Raw genomic sequence first — 23,016 nt, 5'->3', positions numbered from 1 at the left:
GTGACCCTGTTTGACCCTGCCGACAGCCCTGCCCAAGCGCCGCGCGCCGGCGGCAGTTCCGCTGCGGACCGCCGCACCCTGATCGTGGAGGCCGACGGCGGCTCCCGGGGCAACCCCGGCCACGCCGGCTACGGCGCGCTCGTCCGCGACCCAGGGACCGGCGCCATCCTGGCCGAAAAGGCAGAGTACATCGGCAAGGCCTCGAACAACGTGGCGGAGTACTCCGGGCTGGTGGCTGCCCTGGAAATGGCCCATGAGATCGACCCGGACTGCTGGATCCTCGCCAAGATGGACTCCAAGCTGGTGGTCGAGCAGATGAGCGGGCGGTGGAAGATCAAGCATGAGGACATGCAGAAGCTGGCCGCCAAGGCCCGCGGCATCGTCAACCCCCGCCGGGTCAAGTACGAGTGGATTCCGCGGGAACTGAACAAAGATGCCGACCGGCTCTCCAACGAGGCAATGGACGCCGGAATGGCCGGGATTCCCTGGGTCCACAAGGGTGGACTGGCCCTGCGGGGCGGGGTCGCGTACGTCGACGGCGGAGGCGAAGCTGCTGCAACCGGGCCTGCCGGGACACCCGAAGCCCAGGCTCCTGACGCCCAGCCAGCTGAAGCCCTGGCCCCTGAAGCCCCGGCAGCAGCCGGAGCGCTGCATCATACGGAACTCTGGGTACGGGACTTCGCGGAAGCGGAAGCCTCACTGGGCTGGCTGCTGGAGCGGCTGGGCTACCTCAGGGCGGAGCACTGGAAGACCGGCGCCAAGTGGCAGGGTGCGGACAGCTACATCGTCGTTGAATCCGGTCCCGACGTGCTCGACGCCGGCCACGACCGCCGTCGGCCCGGCCTGAACCATCTGGCCTTCCGTGCCGGATCCAAGGCCGACGTGGACCTGCTCACGCGCCGGGCGGCAAGCCATGGGTGGACGCTGCTCTTCGCTGACCGGCATCCGCACGCCGGCGGCGGGGAACACTACGCCGCGTATCTGGAAAACAGTGCGGGCTTCGAAGTGGAGCTGGTGGCCGAAGAGTCCGGCCCCGCCTAACCGGACGGTCTCGCTATCCCGCCCGGCCGGGGGTCAGTGACCCTGGCCGGGCAGGATGACGTTGAGCTGGAACGGTTTGCGGGCGGTGGCCGGCACCAGTTCCGCATCCCATTTCTCCGCTACCGCTGCGAGCAGCTGCTCCGGCGTGGCCGGATCCGCTCCCGGGCGGGTGAGCAGATGCCGGGCCAGCTCGCCCCGGGTGTGCTTGGCGAAGTGCGACACCACTGTGCGCTTGCCGTTGCGGATCTGGAACACGTTCACCGCTGCCGCAGACGACGGCTCAGGGGCCCAGGCGGCCGCGTAGGTGCTGGAGCGGCAGTCCACCACCAGATGGCCGGACGCGTGTTCGGCGAGCACTCCGGCAAGGTGGCTCTTCCAGAACGCCGAGAGCTTGCCGATCTCCGGCAGCTTCACTGCCATCGACAGCCTGTACGCCGGAATCGGGTCGCTGAAGCCGAGGGCGCCCCAGAGACCGGAGATGACGACGACGGCGTCGTCCGCCTTGCGCTGCTGGGCTTCAGTGAGGTCCTCGTAGCCCAGTGCGTCGTACAGGACACCGGTGTAGATGCGGTGGGCCGGGGCGCAGGGGCTCTCTTCCAGTATGGTGTTTCGAGCCACTTCGGCCGCCAGCGACGGGCCTACACCCAGGACAGCATGTGCGTCCGGACCGGTGCTGGCCTCGGCCAAGGCAGCGAGCACCAGTTTCCGCGCGTCGTTGAGCGGGTGGAAATGCAGCTGGCCGGGGTCGAACAACGGGCCGGAAACGGCGGGTGTTTTACCTTCAGAGGGTGGAAGCAGAATCAGCACCAATTAATCCTACGCGAGGTCCAGCCGGCGCCCGGGCCCACGGCTTGGAATCCCCGGCACAGGCGCCGAGGCGGTAGCATTGAGGCTGGACGGGTTGGCCAGGCGATCGCGTTGGATTCTTTTTCGAAAGAACCACCGAGGAAAGTCCGGGCTCCAAAGGGCAGGGTGGTGGGTAACGCCCACTCGGGGAAACCCGCAGGCCAGTGCCACAGAAAAGAAACCGCCGCCGGGAAGCATTCTTCGCAAGAGGAACCGTTTTGCGGCGGTAAGGGTGAAAAGGTGGTGTAAGAGACCACCAGCGTTCCGGGTGACCGGACCGGCTAGGTAAACCCCACCCGGAGCAAGGCCATACAGGACACGTTTGAGGGCTGCCCGCCCGATGTGTCCGGGTAGGCCGCTTGAGGGCGCCGGCAACGGCGTTCCTAGATGGATGATTGCCGCCTTCGGCCCGGTAACGGACCGGAGATACAAAACCCGGCTTATCGGCCAACCCGTCCATTCACCGCCGCATTCTTTCCCCCTCCGGATCCCCGGGGCAACAGCGTCGGCCACATTCCCCGTGTTTTTGCGCAAGTTTTGCCAAAGAGCACCGTAATGCTCCTGCCGCCTGCAGCGCCGGGACTATTCTGTGGCAATGTCCCGGATCCACGCCAAAAGCCAGCCGCTGGTGGTCCGCAATGCGAATTTCCGCGCATTGTGGATTTCGTCGACGGCCGGAATCCTCGGCACGTCCGTGGCGGCCGTTGCCCTTCCGCTCATTGCGGCAGTGGAGCTGGGTGCCTCAGACTTCGCCGTAGCCGCGCTTTCGGGCATGGGTTTCCTGCCCTGGCTGTTTTTTGGGCTGCCGATCGGCGCCCTCGTTGACCGCTACCGGCGAAAACCGGTGATCATCACTGCGCTTTCAGTGCGCATCCTGGTGTTGCTTTCACTGCCGGCCGCGTTCTGGCTGGACCGGCTGAGCGTTCTCCAGCTTTTTATTGTCTCCTTCCTCTCCGGCCTGGCGGCTGTCTTCTCAATGCTGGCTGAGTCCGCGTTGGTCCCGCGGGCCGTGACCCGTGATGAGCTGATCCAGGGTAATGGCCTGATGACCGGTTCCGCGGCTTCTGCCGATGCCGTGGGCCGCGGGCTGGGCGGCTGGCTGACCGGCTCTTTGGGGGCCTCCAATTCCCTGCTCGTGCAGGTGGCCGCCTCGGCTCTCTCCCTGGGCTCAGTGGCCCGGCTGAAGGTCCAGGAGGCCAAGGCCACCCCTCCTGCCAGGCCGCGCATCTTCCGCGACATGGGGGAGGGGCTGCGCTACAGCTTCAGCACAGCACCCCTGCGGGCCCTGCTGCTGACCGGAGCGCTCTGGAACCTGGGCGGCGCGATCCTGGTGTCGCTGCTGGTCATCCTCGTCGTACGCACCCTGGGGGAGTCCGGGGCCATGCTCGGCTTCCTGACGGCTTCCACCGCCGTGGGTGGAACCCTTGGCGGTCTCACCGTCAGGCGGGTGGCCCAGCGCTGGGGATCGGGGACGGTCTGGCGGTTTTCCCTGCTGCCGGCGGCCCTGGGCTACTCCAGCCTGCTGCTGATGACCCCGGGCTGGGGCATGGTTCCCGGGTTCGTCGGGCTCTTTGTCGCCGGTTACGCCATTTCCATGAATGTGGTGGTCTCCACCAGTTTCCGCCAACGCGTCTGCCCGCCGGGCATGCTGGGCCGGTTGGGCTCCGCGTCCCGGATGGTCACCTGGGGGATGCTGGCCATTGCCGGCGTTATCGCGGGGCTGCTGGTGGACGCAGTGGGCGTGCGCGGTGCCATGGCTGCCGGATTGGCTGTCGCCTTCCTGGCTCCGGCAGTTGCCGCGTTCGGCCCGCTCCGCGGGATCCGGGCGCTGGAAGACCTGGAGCCGGAACGGGTGGACGTGCCCCCGCCGGCCGGACCAAGGGCCCGCAGCATGTGATGAACCTCTCGCTGAAAGGCAGGGAGGGCCCGCTGTGACCTAATACACTTGGTGGAACAAAGAACCAACCGGCACAAAGCAGTGCCGGCTGATCAAAGGATGTGAAGATCTTGAGCCACCTATCCGATACGTGCCTGGATACATGGATGGACCGTGAGGCCCTCGCCGAGGCAATGATTCCGCTGATCGGGCGGCTGTACCGGGAAAACAGCGTGGTCACCTCGGTTTACGGCCGGTCGCTGGTCAACCGTTCAGTCATCGACATCCTCAAGGCGCACCGCTTTGCCCGCCAGATCGATGAAGTCGAACTGCCCGTCTCCGAGACCTTCCCGCTGCTGCAGGCGCTGGCCGAACTTGAACTCGGCGCGGCGTCCATTGACCTGGCCCGGCTGAGCCTGAAGTACAAGGCCGAGGGGCAGGGAATGGACCTGGACCAGTTCCTGCGCAGCGAACTGGCCGACGTCGTCGGCCGCCACGGCGCCGACGACCGCACCAGCACCGACGTCGTGCTTTACGGCTTTGGCCGGATCGGGCGGCTGCTGGCCCGTATCCTGATCGACCATGCCGGCGGTGGCCAGGGCCTGCGCCTGCGTGCGATCGTGGTGCGCAAGGGATCGGACAACGACCTGGTCAAGCGCGCATCGCTGCTGCGCCGGGACTCCGTACACGGAGCCTTCGACGGCACCATCACCGTCGACGAGGAGAACAACACGATCCTGGCCAACGGCACGCTGATCCAGGTCATCTACTCCAACGACCCGTCCACCGTGGACTACACCTCCTACGGCATCCACGACGCTGTGGTTGTGGACAACACCGGGCGCTGGCGCGACGAAGAAGGGCTGTCCCAGCACCTGTCCGCCAAGGGCGTCTCCCGGGTCCTGCTGACCGCGCCGGGCAAGGGCGACCTGAAGAACATCGTGCACGGGATCAACCACGGCACGATCAGCGACGAAGACCGGATTGTCACCGCTGCCTCCTGCACCACCAACGCCATCACGCCGGTGCTGAAGGTGCTCAACGACAAGTACGGCATCATCCACGGCCACGTCGAAACGGTGCACTCGTTCACCAACGACCAGAACCTGATCGACAACTTCCACAAGGGCGACCGCCGCGGCCGTTCCGCTGCTTTGAACATGGTCATCACCGAAACCGGTGCCGCCAAGGCCGTTGCCAAGGCGCTGCCGGAACTGGCGGGCAAGCTCAGCGGCAACGCGATCCGCGTCCCCACCCCGGACGTCTCGATGGCCATCCTGAACCTGAACTTCGAGACGGCCACCACCAAGGAGGAAATCAACGCCTTCCTGCGCGAGACCTCGCTGAACTCGGACCTGCACAAGCAGATCGACTACATCGACTCTCCCGAGGTGGTCTCCACCGACTTCGTGGGCTCGAAGCGTGCCGGGATCGTCGACGGACTGGCCACGATCTCCAACGGCAAAAACGCCATCCTCTATGTCTGGTATGACAACGAGTTCGGCTACAGCTGCCAGGTCATCCGCGTGCTCGAGGAAATGGCACACGTGAACCCGCCGGCCTTCCCACGGATCCAGGAGCTGGCTGCCTCGCTCTAGGCTCGCCCAGGCGTCATAAACAGCAGAAGGTGCGCTTCCCGGTTGGGGAAGCGCACCTTCTGCTGTTGAGCGGCCGAACTGGGAGGCTAGTGGCCGAACGGATCGGGGTCGACGCCGGGCATCCAGGTCAGTCCCGGCACATTCCAGCCGTTGGCCTTGATCGCCTTGCGGGCCTTGCGCGCCCAGCGGTCGTTGAGCTTGTCCACATAGAGCTTGCCGTCGAGGTGGTCGTACTCGTGCTGCAGCACCCGGGCGAACCAGCCGGTGGCCTCGAATTCCACCGGCTGCCCGTTTTCATCAAAACCGCTGATCTTCGCCCAGTCGGCGCGGTTCACGGGAAAGTTCTCGCCCGGAACCGACAGGCAGCCCTCGGAGTCCTCGTCCGGATCCGGCACGGAGCCGGGGACCTTGGACGTGATGAGCACCGGATTGATGACGACGCCGCGGTCCGGAGCGTCGTCGTCGTTCTCGAAGGCAAAGGTGAACAGCCGCAATCCCACGCCCACCTGCGTGGCTGCCAGCCCGACGCCGTTGGCCACATCCATGGTTTCGTACATGTCAGCCACCAGGGTGCGCAGCTCGTCGTCGAACTTTTCGACGGGCGCAGCGCGGCGGTGCAGGACGGGTTCGCCGTGGATAACGATGGGACGGACGGTCATGGCTGGTCTTGGTCTTTCTCTAGGGCGGGCAGTGCTGGTGCTGCGGGGTGTGTCAGGACGTTTAGGCGGTGATCTGCCGGCCGATGACCTCGCGCATGATCTCGGAGGTGCCGCCGAAGATCGTCAGCAGCCTGGCGGCCAGGAAGGCCTGCGCCACCGGGTACTCCAGGATGTAGCCGTAGCCGCCGTGCAGCTGCAGGCAGCGGTCGGTGATGGACTTGACCCGTTCGCTCGCCCAGAGCTTGGCCTTGGCGGCGGAGACAGCGTCCAGCTTGCCCTCGTTGAAGGCTCCGATGGCGGAATCCACGTACGCCTCGGTGACCTCCACCTCGGTGAGGATGTCGGCCAGGACAAAGCGGCTGTTCTGGAAGTCGGCGATCCGCTCGCCGAAGGCGTTGCGGCTCTTGGTGTACTCGAGGGTGGCTTCGTAGATCCGGCGGGCGACGGCGGAGGAGGCGACGGCGATTGCCAGCCGGCCCTGGGGGAGCTGGCCTGCGGCGTACTCGAGCCCGCGGCCAACCTCTCCCACGAGATTGCCCTCGGGGACGGCCACGTTGTCGAAGAACAGCTCGGCGGTATCCGAGGCCTTCAGGCCCATCTTGTCCAGCTGGCGGCCGGTGCTGTACCCCTCGGTCTTTTCCACCATGAACATGCTGAAGGAATCCTTGCCGCCGCGGCCTGTGCCACCGTCCGTGCGGGCCAGGACCAGGGAAGCGTCGCCGCTGATGCCGTTGCCGATGAACGTCTTCTGCCCGCTCAGCCGCCAGCCGCCGTCGTCGGCCCGTACCGCTTTGGTGCGGATGCCGCGCAGGTCGCTGCCCGCGCCCGGCTCGGTCCAGGCCACAGAAGTGACCTTCTCGCCGCTGACCATCTCCGGCAGCCAGCGTTCCTTGAGTTCGTCGGAGCCGTAGGCCAGCAGATGGGGCAGGACCATGTCGTCGTGCAGGTGGAAGGCGAGGCCGACGGCGAGGTGGTTGGCGCGGGCGAACTCCTCGTCCAGCACGGCGCGGTAGCGGTAGTCGGGCATTCCGGCGCCGCCGAATTCCTCGGGAACGGCCAGCCCGAGCAGACCCTGCTCGCCGGCCGCCTTCCAGAGCTGCCGGGGCATCATGTGCTCGGCGTCCCACTGGGCGTACCCGGGAGCGACCTCGCGGGAATTGAATTCCCGGGCAAGGTCGCGGAAAAGCTCATGGTCTTCTTCGAACAATTTGCGCTCCAAGGCGGCGCCTCCTCATTGATTGGCCACAACAGGTCCCGACGGCGGGGCTGCGGCTGTCCTGCTTCGGATGTAATCCGAACGCCAGTAACAGTCAAACACAAGAAAGGCCGCCCCGAATGAACCGGGGCGGCCTTTGGGAAGCTGGTCCTGCCAGCCTCATTGGGGTGAGTAACGGGGGTTGAACCCGCGACCTCCTGGACCACAACCAGGCGCTCTGCCAACTGAGCTATACCCACCATGTGCCTCGGATAACATATTCGCAAAGTCCAGGCGAGTGGTCTGTGCGAACTCATTTATCTGAGGCAGCGGAATCAAGCTTACACGGTTTTTGGGGTGGTCCTGACCAACTCTGCGCCAAGGGCCCCAAATGTGACGGAGCTAACTTTTGGGGCCGTCCATGATGGCCGCGGAGATCTTCTTTGCGGTCGCGGAATCCGGGCCCGGCGCGGGGACAAAAACCGCCTCGCGGTAGTACCGCAGCTCGTTGATGGAATCCACGATGTCGCCCAGCGCGCGGTGGTTGCCTGTCTTGGCCGGAGCCTGGAAGTAGGCGCGGGGGTACCAGCGGCGGGCCAGCTCCTTGATGGTGGAGACATCGATGATCCGGTAATGCAGGTAGTCGATGACCTCGGGCATGTCGCGGGCCAGGAACATCTTGTCCGTTCCCACGGAGTTGCCGGCCAGCTGCGCCTTCTTGGGCTCGGGGACCCATTTGGTGATGTATTCGATGACCTGGGCTTCAGCCTCCGCCATCGACATGCCGCCGGGCAGCTCGTCCAGGAGCTTGGACGTGGTGTGCATGTTCCGCACAAAGTCGCCCATCTGGGCCAGGGCGGCGTCGTCGGGCCGGATCACCACGTCCACCCCGTCTCCCAGGATGTTCAGCTCGGAGTCCGTCACCAGGACGGCCACTTCGATCAGGGCGTCGGCGCTGATGTCCAGCCCGGTCATTTCGCAATCGATCCAGACGATACGTTCATTAGTTATTGGCACAAAACCAATGTACCGCGCCGTCTGCGGCGCTGCTGCTGCGCCGGTTCGGGGGATTAAAGGCTGGAGTGGCTGCGCTGGCGCCGGTCCGGAAGGGTGGGATCGGCGGGATCGGTTGCGGCGGATCCGGCCACATACCGCTGGATCGGCAGCTGGCCGGTCTCGGGAGGGCCAAACGTCCGGGTCCAGCGGCTTTCTCCTGCAACCGCCAAGGCGTCCCCCGATGCGGGGGAGGCTGTCCCGGCGGCGGGAACCGCCGGCTCGGGAGCGGGGCCGTAGACAGCGGCCTCGATGATGACCGGGCCGAAGGTGCTGCCGGCCCCCGCCCCGGTGACCGTACCCGGACTGATCGGACCTGCCGGTCCGGGGGATGCCGGCGAATCAGCTGCCGCGGTTGGTGCCTGGCTCCCTGCAGCAGAGGTGGTTCCGGCGTGGCGCCGTTCCCGGCGGCCTCCGGGCACAACGGTCTCGAGGCCCTTTTGCACCGATGCCGGTGCGGTCGGAACGGGGCGGCCGAACATCGGGACAACCGGCAGCAGACCGGTGGTGGGATCGGCGGCGCGCATTTGCTTGCGGGTGAGCGGGGCAGGGCCGCCGGGTCCTGCGGAACCTGCAGTGGGTCCCGTTCCGTCGTCCGTCCCGCCTGTGGCCGGAGGGGCTGGGGGAGCGGCATCCGCCGGTTCCAGCACGGCAACTGTTGGACCCGGGTTGTGGCCGGTATCCCGCTGGACACGCCAGACGGTTATGAAGGACACCAGCAGCAACAGGGCGCAGCCGGAAATAACGGGCCAGCCGATTCCGGCCCAGCCCATCGCCGCAGCTGCGGTGACTGCCAGGAAGATTCCCCAGCCCAGCAGTTCGTGGTTTGCCGCGGCCGGGCCACTGCCCGTGGGGCCGACCCCGCCTTCGCCGTCGGCATCACTGCCGTTCGCTTGTACTGCCCGGTGGCGCCCCACAGCCATTACCGCCTTGCCTCGTTGATTCAAACCGCCCCCAGTCTATGTGACGTATCCCGCACCGCCGGATCACGGGCCCGGCGCGTCCTGCGCATCCCGGCGTCAGACAGGCAGCGATGCTAATATCTTGGCTACTGACGGTCCTCGCCGCGGCGTGTTTGGCGCCTGTCCTTGGCGCCAGTTGGCGGTACCGCCGGCCAGCGCTGATTTGCCTTGGCTGACCTCTGCCGTGAAATCAGGCTGCGCTCCGCCGAGCCGTTGGGTAACCGTACGAACCCAAAGATTGGAACCACCCAGATGACCGCCCAGGTCCCCGCGACCGAGCCTTCGTCTCCCGCCCCGGAGATAACGAAAGGCAACAACCCCAACGTCGCGATTATTCAGGGCCTGGTCGGTTCACTCATGATGCTCGCCGGCTCGTTCGGCGTCGGGTGGCTGTCCCTTGCCTCCTCCGAGCTGCGCCGCAACCCGGTCATCATGTGGCTCCGCTTTGAGACCGAGGGCTCAGTGCTCGCCGTCTTCCTGCTGGCGCTGGGCGGCATGCTCCTCGTCCGGTCCTGGCTGCGGCTCGGCCAGCGCATCACGTCCTGGGGTCCGGAAACCCGCCCGGTGGTGCTGAAGGCGATTATTGCCTGGGGCGCGCCGATGTGCCTGGCCCTGCCGCTCTTCAGCCGCGACGTCTTCGCGTACATAGCGCAGGGCCAGGTCATGGTCAGCGGGCTGAACCCGTACAAGGACGGCTATTCGCAGATTTCCAACTATCTGCAGACCGGCGCCGACGATCTGTGGGCGCAGAGCCCCACCCCGTACGGTCCGGTGTTCCTCTGGCTGGAGGAAGGGGTCATCCGGCTGACCGGCGGCCAGCCGGAATTCTCGATCCTGCTGTTCCGGCTGATCTCCCTGGTCGGTGTGGCCATGTGCGTGTACTTCGTGCCCAAACTCGCTGAACTGCACAACATCAATCCCAACCGTGCCCTGTGGCTGACTGCCGCCAACCCGCTGTTCCTGACCACCTTCATTGCCAGCATCCACAATGACGCCCTGATGATCGGCCTCGCGCTGGCCGGATTGTATCTGGCAGCCACGAAGCGGGCGCTGCCCGGCATCCTGCTGATCACGCTCTCCATCGGCATCAAGCCGATCACGCTGATCCTGCTGCCCTTCGTGGGCCTGATGTGGGCAGGTAAGGGTGCGTCCTGGCCGCGCAAGTTCCTCTACTGGTTCATGACCGCCGGGCTGTCCCTGGGCCTGCTCTGGATCATGGGCGTGCTGAACGGCTTCGGCTTCGGCTGGGTCGGCGCACTGAGCACGCCGGGCAGTGTCTGGATCTGGTACGCGCCGGTGGGCTTCCTGGGCATGATCGTTGCCACGCTGGGCAACGCCGTGGGCCTGCCGGGCTGGACCTTCGCGGACATCGTGCACACGGTCGGCCGGGTGGCCTCCATCATCGTCGTGTTCTGGCAGATGTTCGTGGGGGAGTACAGCAGGCTGGTCCGCCGCCTGTCCCTGGCCTTCGCCGCCGTCGTCCTGCTCGCACCGATGATCCAGTCCTGGTACGTGGTGTGGCTGATCCCGCTGTTTGCCGTCACCGGGATCCGCAACGACTGGCAGGTGAAGACCCTTTACCTGCTGGTTTCGTTCTTCATGGTCTACGCGATCAGCGACCAGCTGGATATCTGGCCGTACTTCGACTTCAGCCTCAGCGCCGCCCGGCAGATCGCTGCCGTGACGGCACTGGGCTTTGCGCTGTACCTGATTTTCCTGGACCCCAAGACGAAGGTCCTGTTCCAGAAGAGGCTTACGGAGCCGTCTCCGGGCGAACTCCGGGCGCGCTGAGGCTGCCGCTGCCACCGGTCCTGGCCAGGCGCACGATCCGTACCAGCGACCACCCGAACAGGACCAGCAGGAGCACATTGCGCACGGTCAGCGCCAGCGCTACTGCAACGTTCAGGTCGTTGTACAGTGCTGCGTAGAACATCGGGTAGACCAGGGTCGTCAGCGGTGCGATGGCCAGCATCAGAAGTGCCGGCACCCGCCAGCTCCTGCCCTCCCAAGCCAACCCGACGGCCACCACGGCACCGAGCCACAGCATGAACTGCGGTGAGCCCACCTTGTTGAAGACTATGAACGCGGCCACCAGTGCGAGCGACCCGGAAATCAGGAGCTCCCCGGCGTTCGCGCCGCGGCGCAGCGCCCAGATCAGCAGCAAGACGACGGCGAGGGCGGCCGCCGCGAGCAGCGGCATCATCAGGGCGGCAACCGGCTCTCCCATGGCGCCGCGCACCTCGCGGGTATTGATGAGCTTGTCTTCGAAGATGTAGGCGTTCGATCCCCCGAGGATGGCCTGCCACAGTCCCGGCGTGGTGAAGGGGGCCTCCATCTGCATGCCGCGTGCTCCCTGCGCGCCGACGAAGGAGAGCAAATGGTGGATCCCGCCGCCGGCGGCGACAATTCCGGCCATGACCGCAGAGACTGCTGCGCCGGTCAGGACCAGGGTCAGGCGGCGCGGCCACGCGACCAGCACCGCCAGGATCACGGCGGCCGGCCAGACCTTCATCCACGTGGCGAGGGCCAGCAGCGCAGAAGCGACCACCGGTCGCGCAGCCAGCAGCAGCAACCCGATAATCACCAGCGGCGCGGTGAGTCCGTCCACCCGGCCCACAGCCACAGGCCCCAGCAGCGCGGTGACGGCCAGCCACCAGTAGGCGGCGGCGTAGCGGGACGGTGTGCCCGGTTTGACGAGGACCGCCACTGCTGCTGCATTAAGGGCCGTGAAAATGAGGAACCAGGCCAGTTGATAGAGCGCAGGGCCCAGGATCGTGGCGAGGAGCATCGGTGCCAGCGCCCCGATCGGGTAGACCCAGTCCATGCTGATGCCCTGCCAGATGCCGTCGTTCAGGCCGTCGAAGGCCCACTGCCGGTAAAACCTGATGTCGCTGAGGACCCCGCCGGAGAACACGAGCCCGGACAATGCCAGGAAGAACCCCAGATGGACGAGAGCGAAGCAACTCCATAACGATTTGCGGCGCATGAAGCGCTCCTGCAAAGCGGCCAGTTTCTGCGACATTCCGGGTGGTTCTCCTTAGGTGATGCAGGTGCCGTGCCCTGTTCGGGCACAGCGATAAGGCTACCGGCGGCCGCCCCGCGGCATGCAATCCACACCCGGACACGGGATACTGGTTCAATGACCGACGGAACAGAACACGTAATCACGGCCGATTTTGACGTCTCGGAATGGGAACCGACGCCCTACCAGGTCGAAGGAACCAACAGCGAGCTCTCCACTGTCAGGGCAGTGAAGATCTTCGAAGGAGACATTGTCGGTACCAGCGTGGCCGACCTGATCATGGCCGGAAACGCCGTCGGCGCCGGTTACGTGTGCTCCGAGGTCTTCGCCGGAAAGATCGCCGGGCGTGAAGGGACCATGGTGATCCAGCACTGGGGTGTTGCCGAAGGAACCGCAACGGCGAGCTCCGGCCACATCATTCCAGGCTCAGGCACCGACGGCCTGGCCGGTATCGCAGGCAAAGCGCACTTCACGCAGGAAGCAGACGGCCAGCACCGGCTGGAGCTGCGGGTTACGCTTCCCGAGCAGTAGCGGGGCCAATCCGCCGTTCCTTAGGCCGGCCGCGCCCACCAGAGTGCCGCGGCCGCAGCGCCGGTTATCACTGCCGCAAAGGCGGCCAGCCAGATCACGGACGGCACACCCGTGCGCTGGTAGAGGATAAAGGCGTCTGAACTCTGCAGGGAACGCCGGCGGCTGGTATGCACGCTGAGGACATTGAGCCAGTCCCGTACAGCCCCTGCCAGAAGCGCTATCCCTACTGCCAGGGTGACCCAGGAGACGACCGGTGGGGCAGCGAACCACACCAGCAGCACGGAGACCGTCGCGCAGCCAAAGGCGATCAGCAGTCCCTGCGCATTGCGGATGAAAAGCAGCGCAGCCAGCATGATCAGGGCACCCGCAGACAAGGCGAAGCCGGCCCAGCCGTTAAAGGCGGCCCAGACCAACACCGCGCCGGTCACTGCAGGAACCGGATAGCCCCAGAACCCCGTCCAGGCGGCGGCAAACCGGCTGCGGCCCATGCTGTGCATCTGGCCGGAGTGGTCGAACCGCAGCTGGATGCCCTTCACCACCTGGCCGGTCGTCAGGGCGGCGAAGGCATGGCCAAGCTCGTGGACAAAGGTGACGAACAGGCCGAACCACCGCCACACGGGCCGGGGCACGGTGAGCACCGCTGCGGCGGCAATTATCAGTGCAAGGACCGGCCAGCCCGCTTCCAGGGGTGCCCCGCGGGAAAATCCGGATGCCACCTTCGAGAACCACTGCCCAATGACGGATCCGGCAGCACCGGCATCCACTAAAACATCACGTCCACTCAATAACCACGTTCACTAGAGGTCCAATTCGCCGCGCAGGATGGAATCTCCGGAGTGCGCCGGATCGCCGTCGTACGGCTCATCGGAAACATCGACCACGGGATAGCGGCTCAGGTCCAGGTCTGCGGGCAGCTCGAAGTGCGCCTCCGTGCCTTCCATGGTTCCCAGGCTCACCATCGATGTGGCGTCCGGGGCGAGCAGCCACACCTCACGGTAGCCCTGTGCGTCGTCGCCCGTGGAGGTGACCACGAGTTCCCGCCGGCCATCGGGCAGCCGGTCGACCACGGCACTGCCGGTGTCGGAGTAGGCGGGCAGCGGGGAGAGCTCCGCCGAGGCCACCACTTCCGGCCCCGGAACGGGGTCCACGGCCCGAAGGGTTGCCCAGGTTCCGGCGCCGGCGACGACGACGGCGGCTGCCGCAGCTGCCAGCCACGCACCCGTGCGCCGGTGCCGGGCCGCAGCAAGCGGCCGGACATTCCCCTGCGGAGTTCCTGCATGGGCTGCGGGGGAAGGCCGTGCCGGGTCAAAGGCATCGGCTGCGAAGGCATTGGGGGAGGCCAGCGGGTCGTTCCGGAGGGCGTCGTCGAGGTTCAGTTCACGGTGGATACGCGCCCACACGTCAGGCCCGGGGGATTGAAGCCCAGGGTTGTCGGAATCCGCTGCGGCGGCGGTGCCGGGCTCCTCTGCACCTGCCTGCCGTGCTGCGGTGACCACTCGCCGGAAGGAACCCAGGTCGGCCCGGCACCTCGGACACAGGTCGAGGTGGGCGGATTCTTCGTCGGTGGGGGCTTCTCCCAGCGCAAGGAGGGTGAGCGCGTCATCGTGCAGGTGCGGCATCACTGACCTCCAATCGTTGCCTCAGATGGACGAGGCTGCGGCGTATATGGCTCTTAACGGTTCCCAGCGGCATGTTGAGCCGCTCGGCAATCTGCTGGTGCGTGAGGTCCTCGTGGAAGGCCAGCCGGAGGATCGAACCCTGCGGTTCGCCCAGCCGGGTCAGCTCGGCCTCGATGACCACCTTGTCGGCGACCCGGTCGGGGTTCCCGGCTCCGTCGTCGGCCTCCTGCCTGTGGTGCGATGCGGCCGCCTCCAGCAGGACATCCTCGCGTCCCCGTGTGATGCCGAAATCCGCCGCGACGTTGCGCGCGATTCCCACCAGCCAGGCCAGCAGGGCCGAGCGTTCGGGGGAGTAGCTCGTCCGGTATCTCCAGGCCCGGATGAAGACCTCCTGGACGACGTCGTCTGCTGCCCCCGGATCTGCCAGCCGCCGCACTGCCAGCGACCGAAGCAGCGGCGCGTATCTGCGGTAGGCCTCGGCAAGGGCCGCCTGGCTGCCTGCGGAGAAGGCACGGTCAAGGACCGTATCCTGTTCCGGTGCACCGGATGGCATCTGCTGCGGACTCCTGATCTCGGGAAGCCGCGCCGGGGCGTGGCTGTCCGGCCCGTGGGGCGGGCCGGCGATTTTCCCTATGATACCGGTGCCGCCGTCAGGACCACGTTATCTTCGTAGTCGTCCCGCGCCTCGAGCCATTTTCCACCGCAGGTTACGAGTTTCAGGCGGGGTTCACCGGTGCGGTCAAAGAGCCGGTGGCCGTCCAGGCTGGTCTTGGCTATGTTCTCCACTCTTTCAGCGGTGTACCGCAGGATTGATCCGTCCTCCCGGGTGACGGTGATGATCGTTCCCGTATCCACATCTTTGAGCCCGGCGATCGGCAGCTGCTCGGTTCGGGAATCGACATGGGCGGCTAAGACCGTGGAACCTTCGCCGGCGCCCGGCGCCGGACCGTACCGGTACCAACCGGCCTGATAGTGATTGCCCGGCAGCGTCATCGCGCCGTTGTCTTCAACGCCCACGGGAATGACTTCGAGGTCTATGCCGGTGCCCTCCACCTGGACCCGGACCGGCAACGGGATGCTGACGGGCGTTTCCGGGGTGGCGGGACGGACGGGGATGGTCGGGGAGGCAGCTGACGCACCGGCTGCCGGATCCCGTTCCAGAGCCGGTTCAGGCGTCTGGGCCGGTGTTTGGGCCGGTGTCTGGACAGCGGCCGGAGGTGCAGCCGCTTCCTGCGCATCGCCGCAGGCGGTGGCTCCGATGGCCAGCGCCGCCACAAGGGCTGCACCGGCCCGGAACCGGCGGGATCTGGAACCGGTCAAGGGCGGAAGAGTCTTCACACTGTTTCTTTCGTTGAGTTAGCTGGTGAATGGTGAGTGCTGCCGTTTTGTGTGGAAACGGCGCCTGATTCGGCTGTGGCTGGAAGACGGCCTGACCGGGCCGGCGGGCCGTCGGCGTCGGGGGCCGCCCGGTGAGAGCGGTCCCCGACACCGGCGTCGTCATTTTGTTTTGTGCCGGCGGCTACCGGCGGACAGCTGATGCGGTCCTGCGGCGTACCGCGGCGGCAGCGCCGATCAGCAGCAGCACGGTGGCGCCGGCTCCTGCGGCCAAAGCTGCACTGTTGTCCTCGGCTGCAACCAGCGCGCCGGGGACGGCATTGGGTGCTGACTCCATTCCCTCGATCGTCTGTGTGGCAAGGGCCAGGTTCCCGTCCTCCAGGGAGCCCCAGGCATACACGAAGGTGTGCGTGCCTTCCGGCAGTGAAAGGTCCGCCGGACCAATAACCGGAGTTGTGGTCCCTGCTGCTGCAACGGAAGCAGAGATGGTTCCGGCGTCGACCGCCAGGGTCTCCTCGCCGGGGTTTTCCAGCCCGGTGATGACGGGGGCTCCGTTTGCCAGCACGTCGACGGCCGGAGCGGCAGCGGTGTGGCGGACCGTCAGGTGTGACTTGCCGGGGGCCACGGTGGAGAGATCATTGGTGTAGAAGTTTGCCGTCGGAGTACCTGCCGCGTCCAAATTGGCGACGGCGGTGTAGTTTCCACCGGAGGCGAGCTGGACGGTGACCGGCCCGATGATGGGCGCCGAGGCGTCGGCGGCATCAGGGGCGGTGATCGCCAGTTCGTAACTGCCTTGGGGCAGGTCCAACGGGCCTGCCAGTGTCCCGGGGGTGAAATCGTCGAGGGTAAGTGCCCCGTTGACGTATACGTCCACCGTAGTATCCGGAACGGCGTGCAGGACGGAAAGCTGGGCATTGTCTGCCGCGGTGGCGGGGGTCATGAAACCCACTCCTGCGGTCAGGCCTGCGGCTGCTGCGAGGGCGGTGACGGTCTTACGCATGGTGTCTCCTTGGTAGTCGCATCTCCGCCGTCCAGCGAAGATGTGGTGGTGATTACACCTGCATTACCGACGTGGCCCCCTGCTCAGATGCAGCTGCGCGAAGATTTCTTTTCCCGCACCGGAAACACGTGACCTGGCTGCTGGGACGGGGTGCTGCAAGGCGGGGGCCCAAACTGCCCCGTGGTTACCACGGCGTGTGCGGCCGTCGGCCAACCGCTCTGCGTAGTATCATCGACAGGTCGCCTCCGTAGCTCAGGGGATAGAGCAGGAGCCTTCTAATCTCTTGGTCGCAGGTTCGAATCCTGCCGGGGGCACCAAACACACCTAGCGTCGAAAGATCAGCCTGCTGGTCTTCACGGCTGAATCCTGTTCCTGCTGGCCTCCTTGGGCGAGGCAAGAGCGTCCTCCACAGACCGTGAACCTGTACCGGTCATCCACAGTCGGCCCGTGCGCCGCGCAACGCCGAGCCGGCCCCGGAAGACTTGCCTGTGCCGGCGGAAACCCGTCCAGTCCGGTTCCCGCTACGGGAGCACCCTTATGACAGGCAGGGAACAGACATGAGCGACACCATCACCGTCCGGGGCTACGTTGCCACCGACGTACGCAGCACCACTGCCGAGAGCGGCCTGGCGATTGCCGGATTCCGGATCTGCACCAACGAACGGCGCTATGACCGGGAGGCCGGTACCTGGTTTGACGGGCAGACAAACTGGTACGCCGTCAGCTGTTTCCGCCAGCTGGCCACGAACGCCGGCGTCAGCATCCACAAGGGGGACCGTGTCATCGTGACCGGGCGGCTCAAGGTCCGCCAATGGGTTTCCGATGAAGGCCGCAGCGGCACGTCAGTGGACATCGATGCGGACAGCGTGGGCCACGACCTGATGTGGGGTACTGCCAACTACCGCCGCAACCTTCAGGACCGCCTTCCGACGGGGGCGGCTCCGGGGACGGCCTTGGGGGACCGGGACCGCGAGGCGGACGACCTTCCCGCGGATCTGGACCTCGAGACAGGTGAACTGGCAGGGACTGCGTCCCTGGAATCCGCTCTGGCTGACACCGGGGACGGTCCGGACGATCCATTCGCCGTATCCGGAGGATCAGGTTCGGGGCATGGCACAATGGGCGGATGATTCACGCCCGCCGCAACCGGCTTCCCCTGCTCATCGTCACCGTCCTGACGGTCGGTGCCGCGGGACTGCTCGCTCCCGGTGCGGCGCCGGCCAAGGCACCGGCGTCCGTTCCGGCGGCCCTGGTCATTCCTGCCGGGGAAGACGCAGCCGTGCCGGCCGAACAGGAGGAGTTGGCGGATCTTGCCTCCGCACTAAAGGCGCTCGCAGCCGACGATCCGTCACCGGACCAGGCGATGATGCGGCAGGCATTCGCTACGGCAGGCTTTGCCGGGGAGTCAGTTGAAGTGTCCCTGGACATCACGCCCACGGGACTCGCCGTCGACTCCATCCGGGGCGCCGCCGTGCGGGACGGATCCTGCCTGTTCGGCGAAGTCCGCGAGGGGCAGGTTGCCGTCACCGTCCTACCGGTGCTGGCGGCCGGCAACTGTTTCGTGGGAGACCAACGCTAAAGGCACCTGGCCGAGGGCGCGGGGGCCTTTGACGCATCGGGGCGGCGCTGCTTGGCCGTTGCCCTGTAAGCGTAGGCCGGCCCCCAAATGGCACTTATCCCGGTTGACGCACTAGCCTTGGTGATATGGCGGAATTTATCTACACGATGACCAAGGCCCGCAAGGCTGTTGGCGACAAAGTTATCCTCGACGACGTAAGCATGTCCTTCTACCCCGGTGCCAAGATCGGCGTGGTGGGTCCCAACGGTGCGGGTAAGTCCACCATCCTCAAGATCATGGCCGGACTCGATACCCCTTCCAACGGAGAAGCCAGGCTCAGCGCCGGCTACACCGTGGGCATCCTGCTCCAGGAACCGCCGCTGAATGAGGAAAAGACCGTACTCGGCAACGTCCAAGAGGGCGTTGGCGAGATCTACGCGAAAATCCAGCGGTTCAACGAAATCTCCGAAGCAATGTCCGAGCCCGATGCGGACTTCGACAGCCTGCTGGAAGAAATGGGCAAGCTGCAGGAAGCCATCGACGCTGCCGATGCCTGGGACATTGATTCCCAGCTCGAACAGGCCATGGATGCACTGCGGTGCCCGCCGGCCGATGCCGACGTCACCCTGCTCTCCGGCGGTGAGCGCCGCCGCGTGGCGCTGTGCAAGCTGCTGCTGCAGAAGCCGGACCTGCTGCTTCTCGATGAGCCCACCAACCACTTGGACGCCGAGAGCGTGCTGTGGCTCGAACAGCACCTTTCCGCCTACCACGGCGCCGTCCTGGCAGTAACCCACGACCGGTACTTCCTGGACCATGTGGCCCAGTGGATCGCCGAAGTGGACCGCGGGCACCTGTACCCGTATGAAGGCAATTACTCCACGTACCTGGAGAAGAAGCGTGCCCGTCTGGAAGTCCAGGGCAAAAAGGACCAGAAGCTGGCCAAGCGCCTCACCGAGGAGCTGGACTGGGTCCGTTCCAACGCCAAGGGCCGCCAGACCAAGTCGAAGGCCCGTCTGGCCCGGTACGAGGAAATGGCTGCCGAAGCAGACCGCACCCGCAAGCTGGACTTCGAAGAGATCCAGATTCCGCCGGGCCCGCGCCTGGGTTCGCTGGTCCTGGAAGCCAAGAACCTGGAGAAGGGCTTCGGCGACCGCCAGCTCATCGACGGGTTGTCCTTCTCGCTTCCGCGCAACGGCATTGTCGGCGTGATCGGCCCGAACGGTGTGGGTAAGTCCACGCTGTTCAAGACCATCGTGGGCCTCGAAGAGCTCGACGGCGGTGACCTGAAGATCGGTGACTCCGTCAAGATCTCCTACGTGGACCAGTCCCGCGGCGGGATCGACCCGGAAAAGAGCCTGTGGGAAGTCGTGTCCGAGGGCCATGACTGGATCCAGGTCGGGCAGGTGGAGATGCCCTCCCGTGCCTACGTTTCAGCGTTCGGCTTCAAGGGCCCGGATCAGCAGAAGAAGGCCGGGGTGCTCTCCGGTGGTGAGCGCAACCGCCTGAACCTGGCCATGACCCTGAAGCAGGGCGGAAACCTGCTCCTCCTCGATGAGCCCACTAACGACCTGGATGTGGAAACCCTCTCCAGCCTCGAAAACGCGCTGCTGGAATTCCCCGGCTGCGCCGTGGTGGTCTCGCACGACCGCTGGTTCCTGGACCGGGTCTCGACCCACATCCTGGCCTACGAGGGCACCGAGGAAAACCCGGCGAACTGGTACTGGTTCGAGGGTAACTTCGAGTCCTACGAGCAGAACAAGATTGAGCGACTGGGACCGGATGCAGCCAAGCCGCACCGCGTCACCCACCGCCGCCTGACCCGCGACTAGGTCTGTACACAGAAAAAACCCGCTCCGTCGACACGGAGCGGGTTTTTTCGTTGTACGGCGGGCGCGCCAGAGCGTGGAGGAGCAGGCTACGGCTTTTCCGGGACCCGGAGCATGCCTTCCTGGGCTACCGTGGCGACGAGCTCTCCGGAGCGGTTGAAGATCCGGCCGCTGGCCAGCCCCCGGGCGCCGGAGGCACTGGGGGATTCCTGCACGTAGAGCAGCCAATCGTCCACGCGGAGCGGGCGGTGCCACCACATGGCGTGGTCCAGGCTGGCCACTGACATTCCGGGCGTGGACCAGGCCAATCCGTGGCGGCGCAGTACCGATTCCAGCAGTGTGTAGTCGCTGGCGTAGGCCAGTGCCGCACGGTGCAGGTTCTGGTCATCGGGCATGGGGCCGAAGGTCTTCATCCAGACGGCGTTGCGGGCCACTTTTTCGGGGCCGGCTTCGAAATACACGGGGGACTCCACATGCCGGATATCCATCGGGCGTCGATGGGACCACGCCTCGGCCACGGGATGGTCAATTCCCTTGAGCAGCTCCGCGGTACTGGGCAGGGACTCCGGATCGGGAACCCCTTCGGGCATCTCCACCTGATGGTCCAGCCCCTCGCCGGGTTCCTGGAACGAGGCAATCAGGGACAGGATGGGAACACCGTTTTGGTAGGCGTGGGTCCTGCGCGCGGAGAAGGACCTGCCGTCGCGCAGGCGCTGGACGCCAAAGGTGATGGGAACTTCGGTGTCACCGGGGCGAAGGAAATAACCGTGCATGGAGTGCATCAGCCGGCCCGGTTCGACCGTGCGTGCAGCGGCCACCAGCGACTGTCCCAGGACCTGTCCGCCGAAGACCCGCTTGCGTGGCTCCGGCTGTGAGTGGCCGACAAAGATGTCCTCGTCCGTCTGCGCCCCGTCCGCGCTCAGGCTGAGCAGGTCCAGCAGGGCTGCCGTGGGATCGAAGGTGTCGTTTGTGGCCATGGGCGGTAAGTCTCCTCGGACAAGCGCGATGCGATGGTGAAGGCAGCGGAAAACGCCGCGGCCCTCTTCGAGATTAGACGTACCCGTGGGCTACACCCAAGCCGGGGCCGGCGGCAGCATCGGGTTGCGGCTGCGGGAAATTGGACGCCTGCAGGTTTGAGATGATGGATGAATGCCTATCAACCGCTTTCCCATCCAGCTGCGCTTTGGCGACGAGGATTCCAACGGCCATGTGAACAACGTGCGCTTTGTCCAGTTCCTCGAAGAGGCACGGGTGCGCCTGGGCCTGATGCCCCTGGGCACGGAAATATCCCCGGAGGATCCGGGTTTGAGCTTTCGTGCCCTGACCGCGCGGTCCGGGGTAACGCTGGTGGCCCGGCAGGAAATTGAGTACCGCGCGCCCCTGGTCTACCGGCAGGATCCGGTCTGGGTCGGGATCTGGGTGACCGGCGTCGGGCGTTCCAGCCTCACCTACGGTTTCCGGATTGCTGACGACGACGGCGGCGGCCGGGTTTATGCCTATGCCCAGAGCACCCTTGTGCTGGCGGATGCCAGAACGGGCCGTCCGGTGCCGTTGACGGCTCTGCAGCTCAAGGTGCTGGCGAGCTGGCGCGGTGAACCGGTTCCCTTCCGCAATCGGGAAGCAGGGCAGCGGGGCGCCGAAGCGGCTGCCGGCAGTGGAGCTGGCCGATGAGCATGTCCGAAGAACTGGTCCTGGCCGATCCCCAGGTCACTGCCGACCTCCGCACCTTTGTCGTCCGGGCCCGGGCAGCCGACGACGGCGCCGTTCGGCTGCAGGCGGTCGGGACGGTGCTCGCTGCCTACGTCTGCGTGCTCCGGCCGCGTGCGCTGGGGGAGGGCACCCCCACGGTGCTGGGGATGCGTACCATGCCGCTCGCCGTGCCTGCCGTGTTGGACACGGCCGTGGCGCTTGCCTCCGTGACCGACCGGCTGGCCCGTATGGGTGAGACGGAAACTGTCTTCCCGGTACCGCCGACAACCGTCACAGAGAGCTGGACCGGGATCGGAGCACCCCGCAGCGGGTGGGAGCGCGGCGGGGACGTGCCGTTTCGGCTGTTGGAGCAGGCTGCACACCGCGGCATCCGAGAGGTGGCCGCGCTGGTGCCGGCGAGCTCCGGCGCACCTGCCGTAAATGCCGCCCGTGGAACTGTCTGGGGACAGCGGCTGCCCGAAACCGCCGCAGTTATACCTGCCGGTGCGGCATTTGCAGCCCTCACACTGGGCTTCCTGCCCGGAGACAGCACAGGGGCAGAAGGGGCGGCCGCCGTCTTCCACAGCGGCCGTTGGACGCGCCTGAGCATGCCGCGCGGGCACGTGCTGATCCGCTCGGCCGCCGTCCTGGGGTGAATGGGCGGTGAAAGCCTCGCCGGGATAACAGCCAGAACGGCAAGGTCCGTCCCGGAGGAGAAGCCAGCTAGGCGGAGTTCACCATTGAATGCGCTGCGCGCTCCAGATAGTCCCAGAGGGTTGCTTCGTGCAGCGGGGAGAGCTCCAGCGAGTCCACGGCGTCGCGCATATGGGCCAGCCAGGCGTCGCGCGCCTGCGGACTCACCGCAAATGGCATGTGCCGCATGCGCAGCCGCGGATGTCCGCGCTGATCGGAATAGGTCCGGGGTCCGCCCCAGTACTGCTCGAGGAACAGCAGCAGCCGTTCCTTGGCTGCCGACAGGTCCGCCTCCGGGTACATCGGGCGCATCAGCGGATCCTGGGCGACGCCGTCGTAAAACACGTCTACCAGCTTGACGAAGGTTTCGTGCCCGCCAACGGCCTCAAAGAAGTTCTCCGTATAGGCAGGCTGCGTGAACCCGGGCTGTCCGCTTGGAGTGCTTTGGGACAGGGGGATCGGAGACAGCCCAATCCCGCTTGCCGGCTGTGGACGGTCAGCGCCGGGTGTCTC

The 23,016-nt window shown here is 66.1% G+C and carries 23 protein-coding genes, 2 tRNA genes and 1 other RNA gene; 12 read left to right on the top strand and 14 right to left on the bottom strand.

Annotated elements, in window-relative coordinates; genetic code table 11:
* Complete coding sequence (locus KKR91_RS11005) at positions 1-1,041, top strand: reverse transcriptase-like protein (RefSeq protein ID WP_420481391.1); 1,041 nt, start codon at positions 1-3, stop codon at positions 1,039-1,041.
* A 33-nt stretch (positions 1,042-1,074) separates the two neighbouring features.
* Here KKR91_RS11005 and KKR91_RS11000 read toward each other — a convergent pair whose 3' ends face one another.
* Positions 1,075-1,848 (bottom strand): YaaA family protein, encoded by a 774-nt coding sequence (locus KKR91_RS11000; RefSeq protein ID WP_210229508.1) that lies wholly within the window; start codon positions 1,846-1,848, stop codon positions 1,075-1,077.
* A gap of 90 nt (positions 1,849-1,938) precedes the next feature.
* Here KKR91_RS11000 and rnpB point away from each other — a divergent pair.
* The 3 genes from rnpB (at position 1,939) to KKR91_RS10985 (ending at position 5,361) form a co-directional block, all read left to right on the top strand.
* An RNA gene (gene rnpB, locus KKR91_RS10995) (RNase P RNA component class A) lies at positions 1,939-2,346 on the top strand.
* Between the two features lie 136 nt (positions 2,347-2,482).
* A complete protein-coding gene (locus tag KKR91_RS10990) occupies positions 2,483-3,784 on the top strand; it encodes an MFS transporter (protein ID WP_210229506.1) in 1,302 nt (433 codons plus the stop codon).
* Between the two features lie 110 nt (positions 3,785-3,894).
* Positions 3,895-5,361 carry a glyceraldehyde-3-phosphate dehydrogenase gene (locus tag KKR91_RS10985; RefSeq protein WP_210229505.1) on the top strand — a complete coding sequence of 489 codons (1,467 nt, stop codon included), beginning with the start codon at positions 3,895-3,897 and terminating at the stop codon, positions 5,359-5,361.
* Positions 5,362-5,447: 86 nt separating this feature from the next.
* Here the strand turns inward: KKR91_RS10985 and KKR91_RS10980 are convergent, their stop codons facing one another.
* The 5 genes from KKR91_RS10980 to KKR91_RS10960 all read right to left on the bottom strand — a co-directional run bounded on the left by KKR91_RS10980 (position 5,448) and on the right by KKR91_RS10960 (position 9,191).
* Entirely contained in the window at positions 5,448-6,020 is a 573-nt protein-coding gene (locus tag KKR91_RS10980) for a peptide deformylase (protein ID WP_210229503.1), read from the bottom strand.
* Between the two features lie 61 nt (positions 6,021-6,081).
* Positions 6,082-7,239 carry an acyl-CoA dehydrogenase family protein gene (locus KKR91_RS10975; RefSeq protein ID WP_210229501.1) on the bottom strand — a complete coding sequence of 386 codons (1,158 nt, stop codon included), beginning with the start codon at positions 7,237-7,239 and terminating at the stop codon, positions 6,082-6,084.
* 160 nt (positions 7,240-7,399) lie between these two features.
* A tRNA-His gene (locus tag KKR91_RS10970) sits at positions 7,400-7,475 on the bottom strand.
* Positions 7,476-7,617: 142 nt separating this feature from the next.
* Positions 7,618-8,232, bottom strand: a complete 615-nt coding sequence (orn, locus tag KKR91_RS10965) for an oligoribonuclease (protein ID WP_210229499.1) — start codon at positions 8,230-8,232, stop codon at positions 7,618-7,620.
* Positions 8,233-8,285: 53 nt separating this feature from the next.
* Entirely contained in the window at positions 8,286-9,191 is a 906-nt protein-coding gene (locus KKR91_RS10960; RefSeq protein ID WP_210229497.1) for a hypothetical protein, read from the bottom strand.
* A gap of 291 nt (positions 9,192-9,482) precedes the next feature.
* Between KKR91_RS10960 and mptB the strand changes: the two genes are divergently transcribed.
* A complete protein-coding gene (gene mptB / locus KKR91_RS10955; RefSeq protein ID WP_210229496.1) occupies positions 9,483-11,021 on the top strand; it encodes a polyprenol phosphomannose-dependent alpha 1,6 mannosyltransferase MptB in 1,539 nt (512 codons plus the stop codon).
* Here mptB and KKR91_RS10950 read toward each other — a convergent pair.
* A complete protein-coding gene (locus tag KKR91_RS10950) occupies positions 10,984-12,252 on the bottom strand; it encodes a glycosyltransferase 87 family protein (RefSeq protein WP_210229494.1) in 1,269 nt (422 codons plus the stop codon). The two genes, mptB and KKR91_RS10950, sit on opposite strands and share 38 nt — an antisense overlap.
* A gap of 117 nt (positions 12,253-12,369) precedes the next feature.
* Here KKR91_RS10950 and KKR91_RS10945 point away from each other — a divergent pair, with 117 nt between their 5' ends.
* Positions 12,370-12,783 carry a DUF3224 domain-containing protein gene (locus KKR91_RS10945; RefSeq protein ID WP_210229491.1) on the top strand — a complete coding sequence of 138 codons (414 nt, stop codon included), beginning with the start codon at positions 12,370-12,372 and terminating at the stop codon, positions 12,781-12,783.
* Between the two features lie 20 nt (positions 12,784-12,803).
* Here KKR91_RS10945 and KKR91_RS10940 read toward each other — a convergent pair whose 3' ends face one another.
* From KKR91_RS10940 to KKR91_RS10920, 5 genes are all read right to left on the bottom strand, one after another.
* Entirely contained in the window at positions 12,804-13,499 is a 696-nt protein-coding gene (locus KKR91_RS10940) for a M50 family metallopeptidase (RefSeq protein ID WP_237687353.1), read from the bottom strand.
* Between the two features lie 81 nt (positions 13,500-13,580).
* On the bottom strand, positions 13,581-14,402 hold the full coding sequence (locus KKR91_RS10935) for an anti-sigma factor (protein ID WP_210229486.1): 822 nt from the start codon (positions 14,400-14,402) through the stop codon (positions 13,581-13,583).
* Positions 14,383-14,955: an RNA polymerase sigma factor gene (locus tag KKR91_RS10930; RefSeq protein WP_210229485.1), complete on the bottom strand. Its 573-nt coding sequence runs from the start codon at positions 14,953-14,955 to the stop codon at positions 14,383-14,385. The genes KKR91_RS10935 and KKR91_RS10930 overlap by 20 nt, the downstream gene beginning before the upstream one ends.
* A gap of 77 nt (positions 14,956-15,032) precedes the next feature.
* Complete coding sequence (locus KKR91_RS10925; protein ID WP_210229483.1) at positions 15,033-15,722, bottom strand: class F sortase; 690 nt, start codon at positions 15,720-15,722, stop codon at positions 15,033-15,035.
* A gap of 199 nt (positions 15,723-15,921) precedes the next feature.
* The gene (locus tag KKR91_RS10920) at positions 15,922-16,737 is read right to left on the bottom strand and encodes a DUF4397 domain-containing protein (RefSeq protein WP_210229481.1); all 816 of its coding nucleotides are present in this window, start codon (positions 16,735-16,737) and stop codon (positions 15,922-15,924) included.
* A gap of 241 nt (positions 16,738-16,978) precedes the next feature.
* On the opposite strand from KKR91_RS10920, the gene KKR91_RS10915 reads away from it, so the two are divergent.
* From KKR91_RS10915 to ettA, 4 genes are all read left to right on the top strand, one after another.
* Positions 16,979-17,054, top strand: a tRNA-Arg gene (locus KKR91_RS10915).
* A gap of 240 nt (positions 17,055-17,294) precedes the next feature.
* Positions 17,295-17,867, top strand: coding sequence for a single-stranded DNA-binding protein (locus KKR91_RS10910; protein ID WP_210229480.1), 573 nt, complete (start codon positions 17,295-17,297; stop codon positions 17,865-17,867).
* The gene (locus tag KKR91_RS17045) at positions 17,864-18,316 is read left to right on the top strand and encodes a DUF6993 domain-containing protein (protein WP_237687352.1); all 453 of its coding nucleotides are present in this window, start codon (positions 17,864-17,866) and stop codon (positions 18,314-18,316) included. Before KKR91_RS10910 ends, KKR91_RS17045 begins: the two co-directional genes overlap by 4 nt.
* Before the next feature lie 125 nt (positions 18,317-18,441).
* Positions 18,442-20,124 (top strand): energy-dependent translational throttle protein EttA, encoded by a 1,683-nt coding sequence (gene ettA, locus KKR91_RS10900; protein WP_210229478.1) that lies wholly within the window; start codon positions 18,442-18,444, stop codon positions 20,122-20,124.
* Positions 20,125-20,210: 86 nt separating this feature from the next.
* Here the strand turns inward: ettA and KKR91_RS10895 are convergent, their stop codons facing one another.
* Positions 20,211-21,098 carry an acyl-CoA thioesterase gene (locus KKR91_RS10895; RefSeq protein ID WP_210229476.1) on the bottom strand — a complete coding sequence of 296 codons (888 nt, stop codon included), beginning with the start codon at positions 21,096-21,098 and terminating at the stop codon, positions 20,211-20,213.
* A gap of 172 nt (positions 21,099-21,270) precedes the next feature.
* On the opposite strand from KKR91_RS10895, the gene KKR91_RS10890 reads away from it, so the two are divergent.
* A complete protein-coding gene (locus tag KKR91_RS10890) occupies positions 21,271-21,792 on the top strand; it encodes an acyl-CoA thioesterase (RefSeq protein ID WP_210229474.1) in 522 nt (173 codons plus the stop codon).
* Positions 21,789-22,466 carry a DUF8185 domain-containing protein gene (locus KKR91_RS10885; protein ID WP_210229472.1) on the top strand — a complete coding sequence of 226 codons (678 nt, stop codon included), beginning with the start codon at positions 21,789-21,791 and terminating at the stop codon, positions 22,464-22,466. Before KKR91_RS10890 ends, KKR91_RS10885 begins: the two co-directional genes overlap by 4 nt.
* Before the next feature lie 67 nt (positions 22,467-22,533).
* On the opposite strand, the gene KKR91_RS10880 is transcribed toward KKR91_RS10885, so the two are convergent.
* Positions 22,534-22,962, bottom strand: a complete 429-nt coding sequence (locus KKR91_RS10880) for a globin (protein ID WP_273544956.1) — start codon at positions 22,960-22,962, stop codon at positions 22,534-22,536.
* Positions 22,963-23,016: the final 54 nt, after the last annotated feature.

The organism is Arthrobacter jiangjiafuii, assembly GCF_018622995.1.
Classification (GTDB): domain Bacteria; phylum Actinomycetota; class Actinomycetes; order Actinomycetales; family Micrococcaceae; genus Arthrobacter_B; species Arthrobacter_B jiangjiafuii.
Note: the sequence above shows the minus strand (reverse complement) of the source record. Positions and strands in the feature narration are given on the sequence as shown.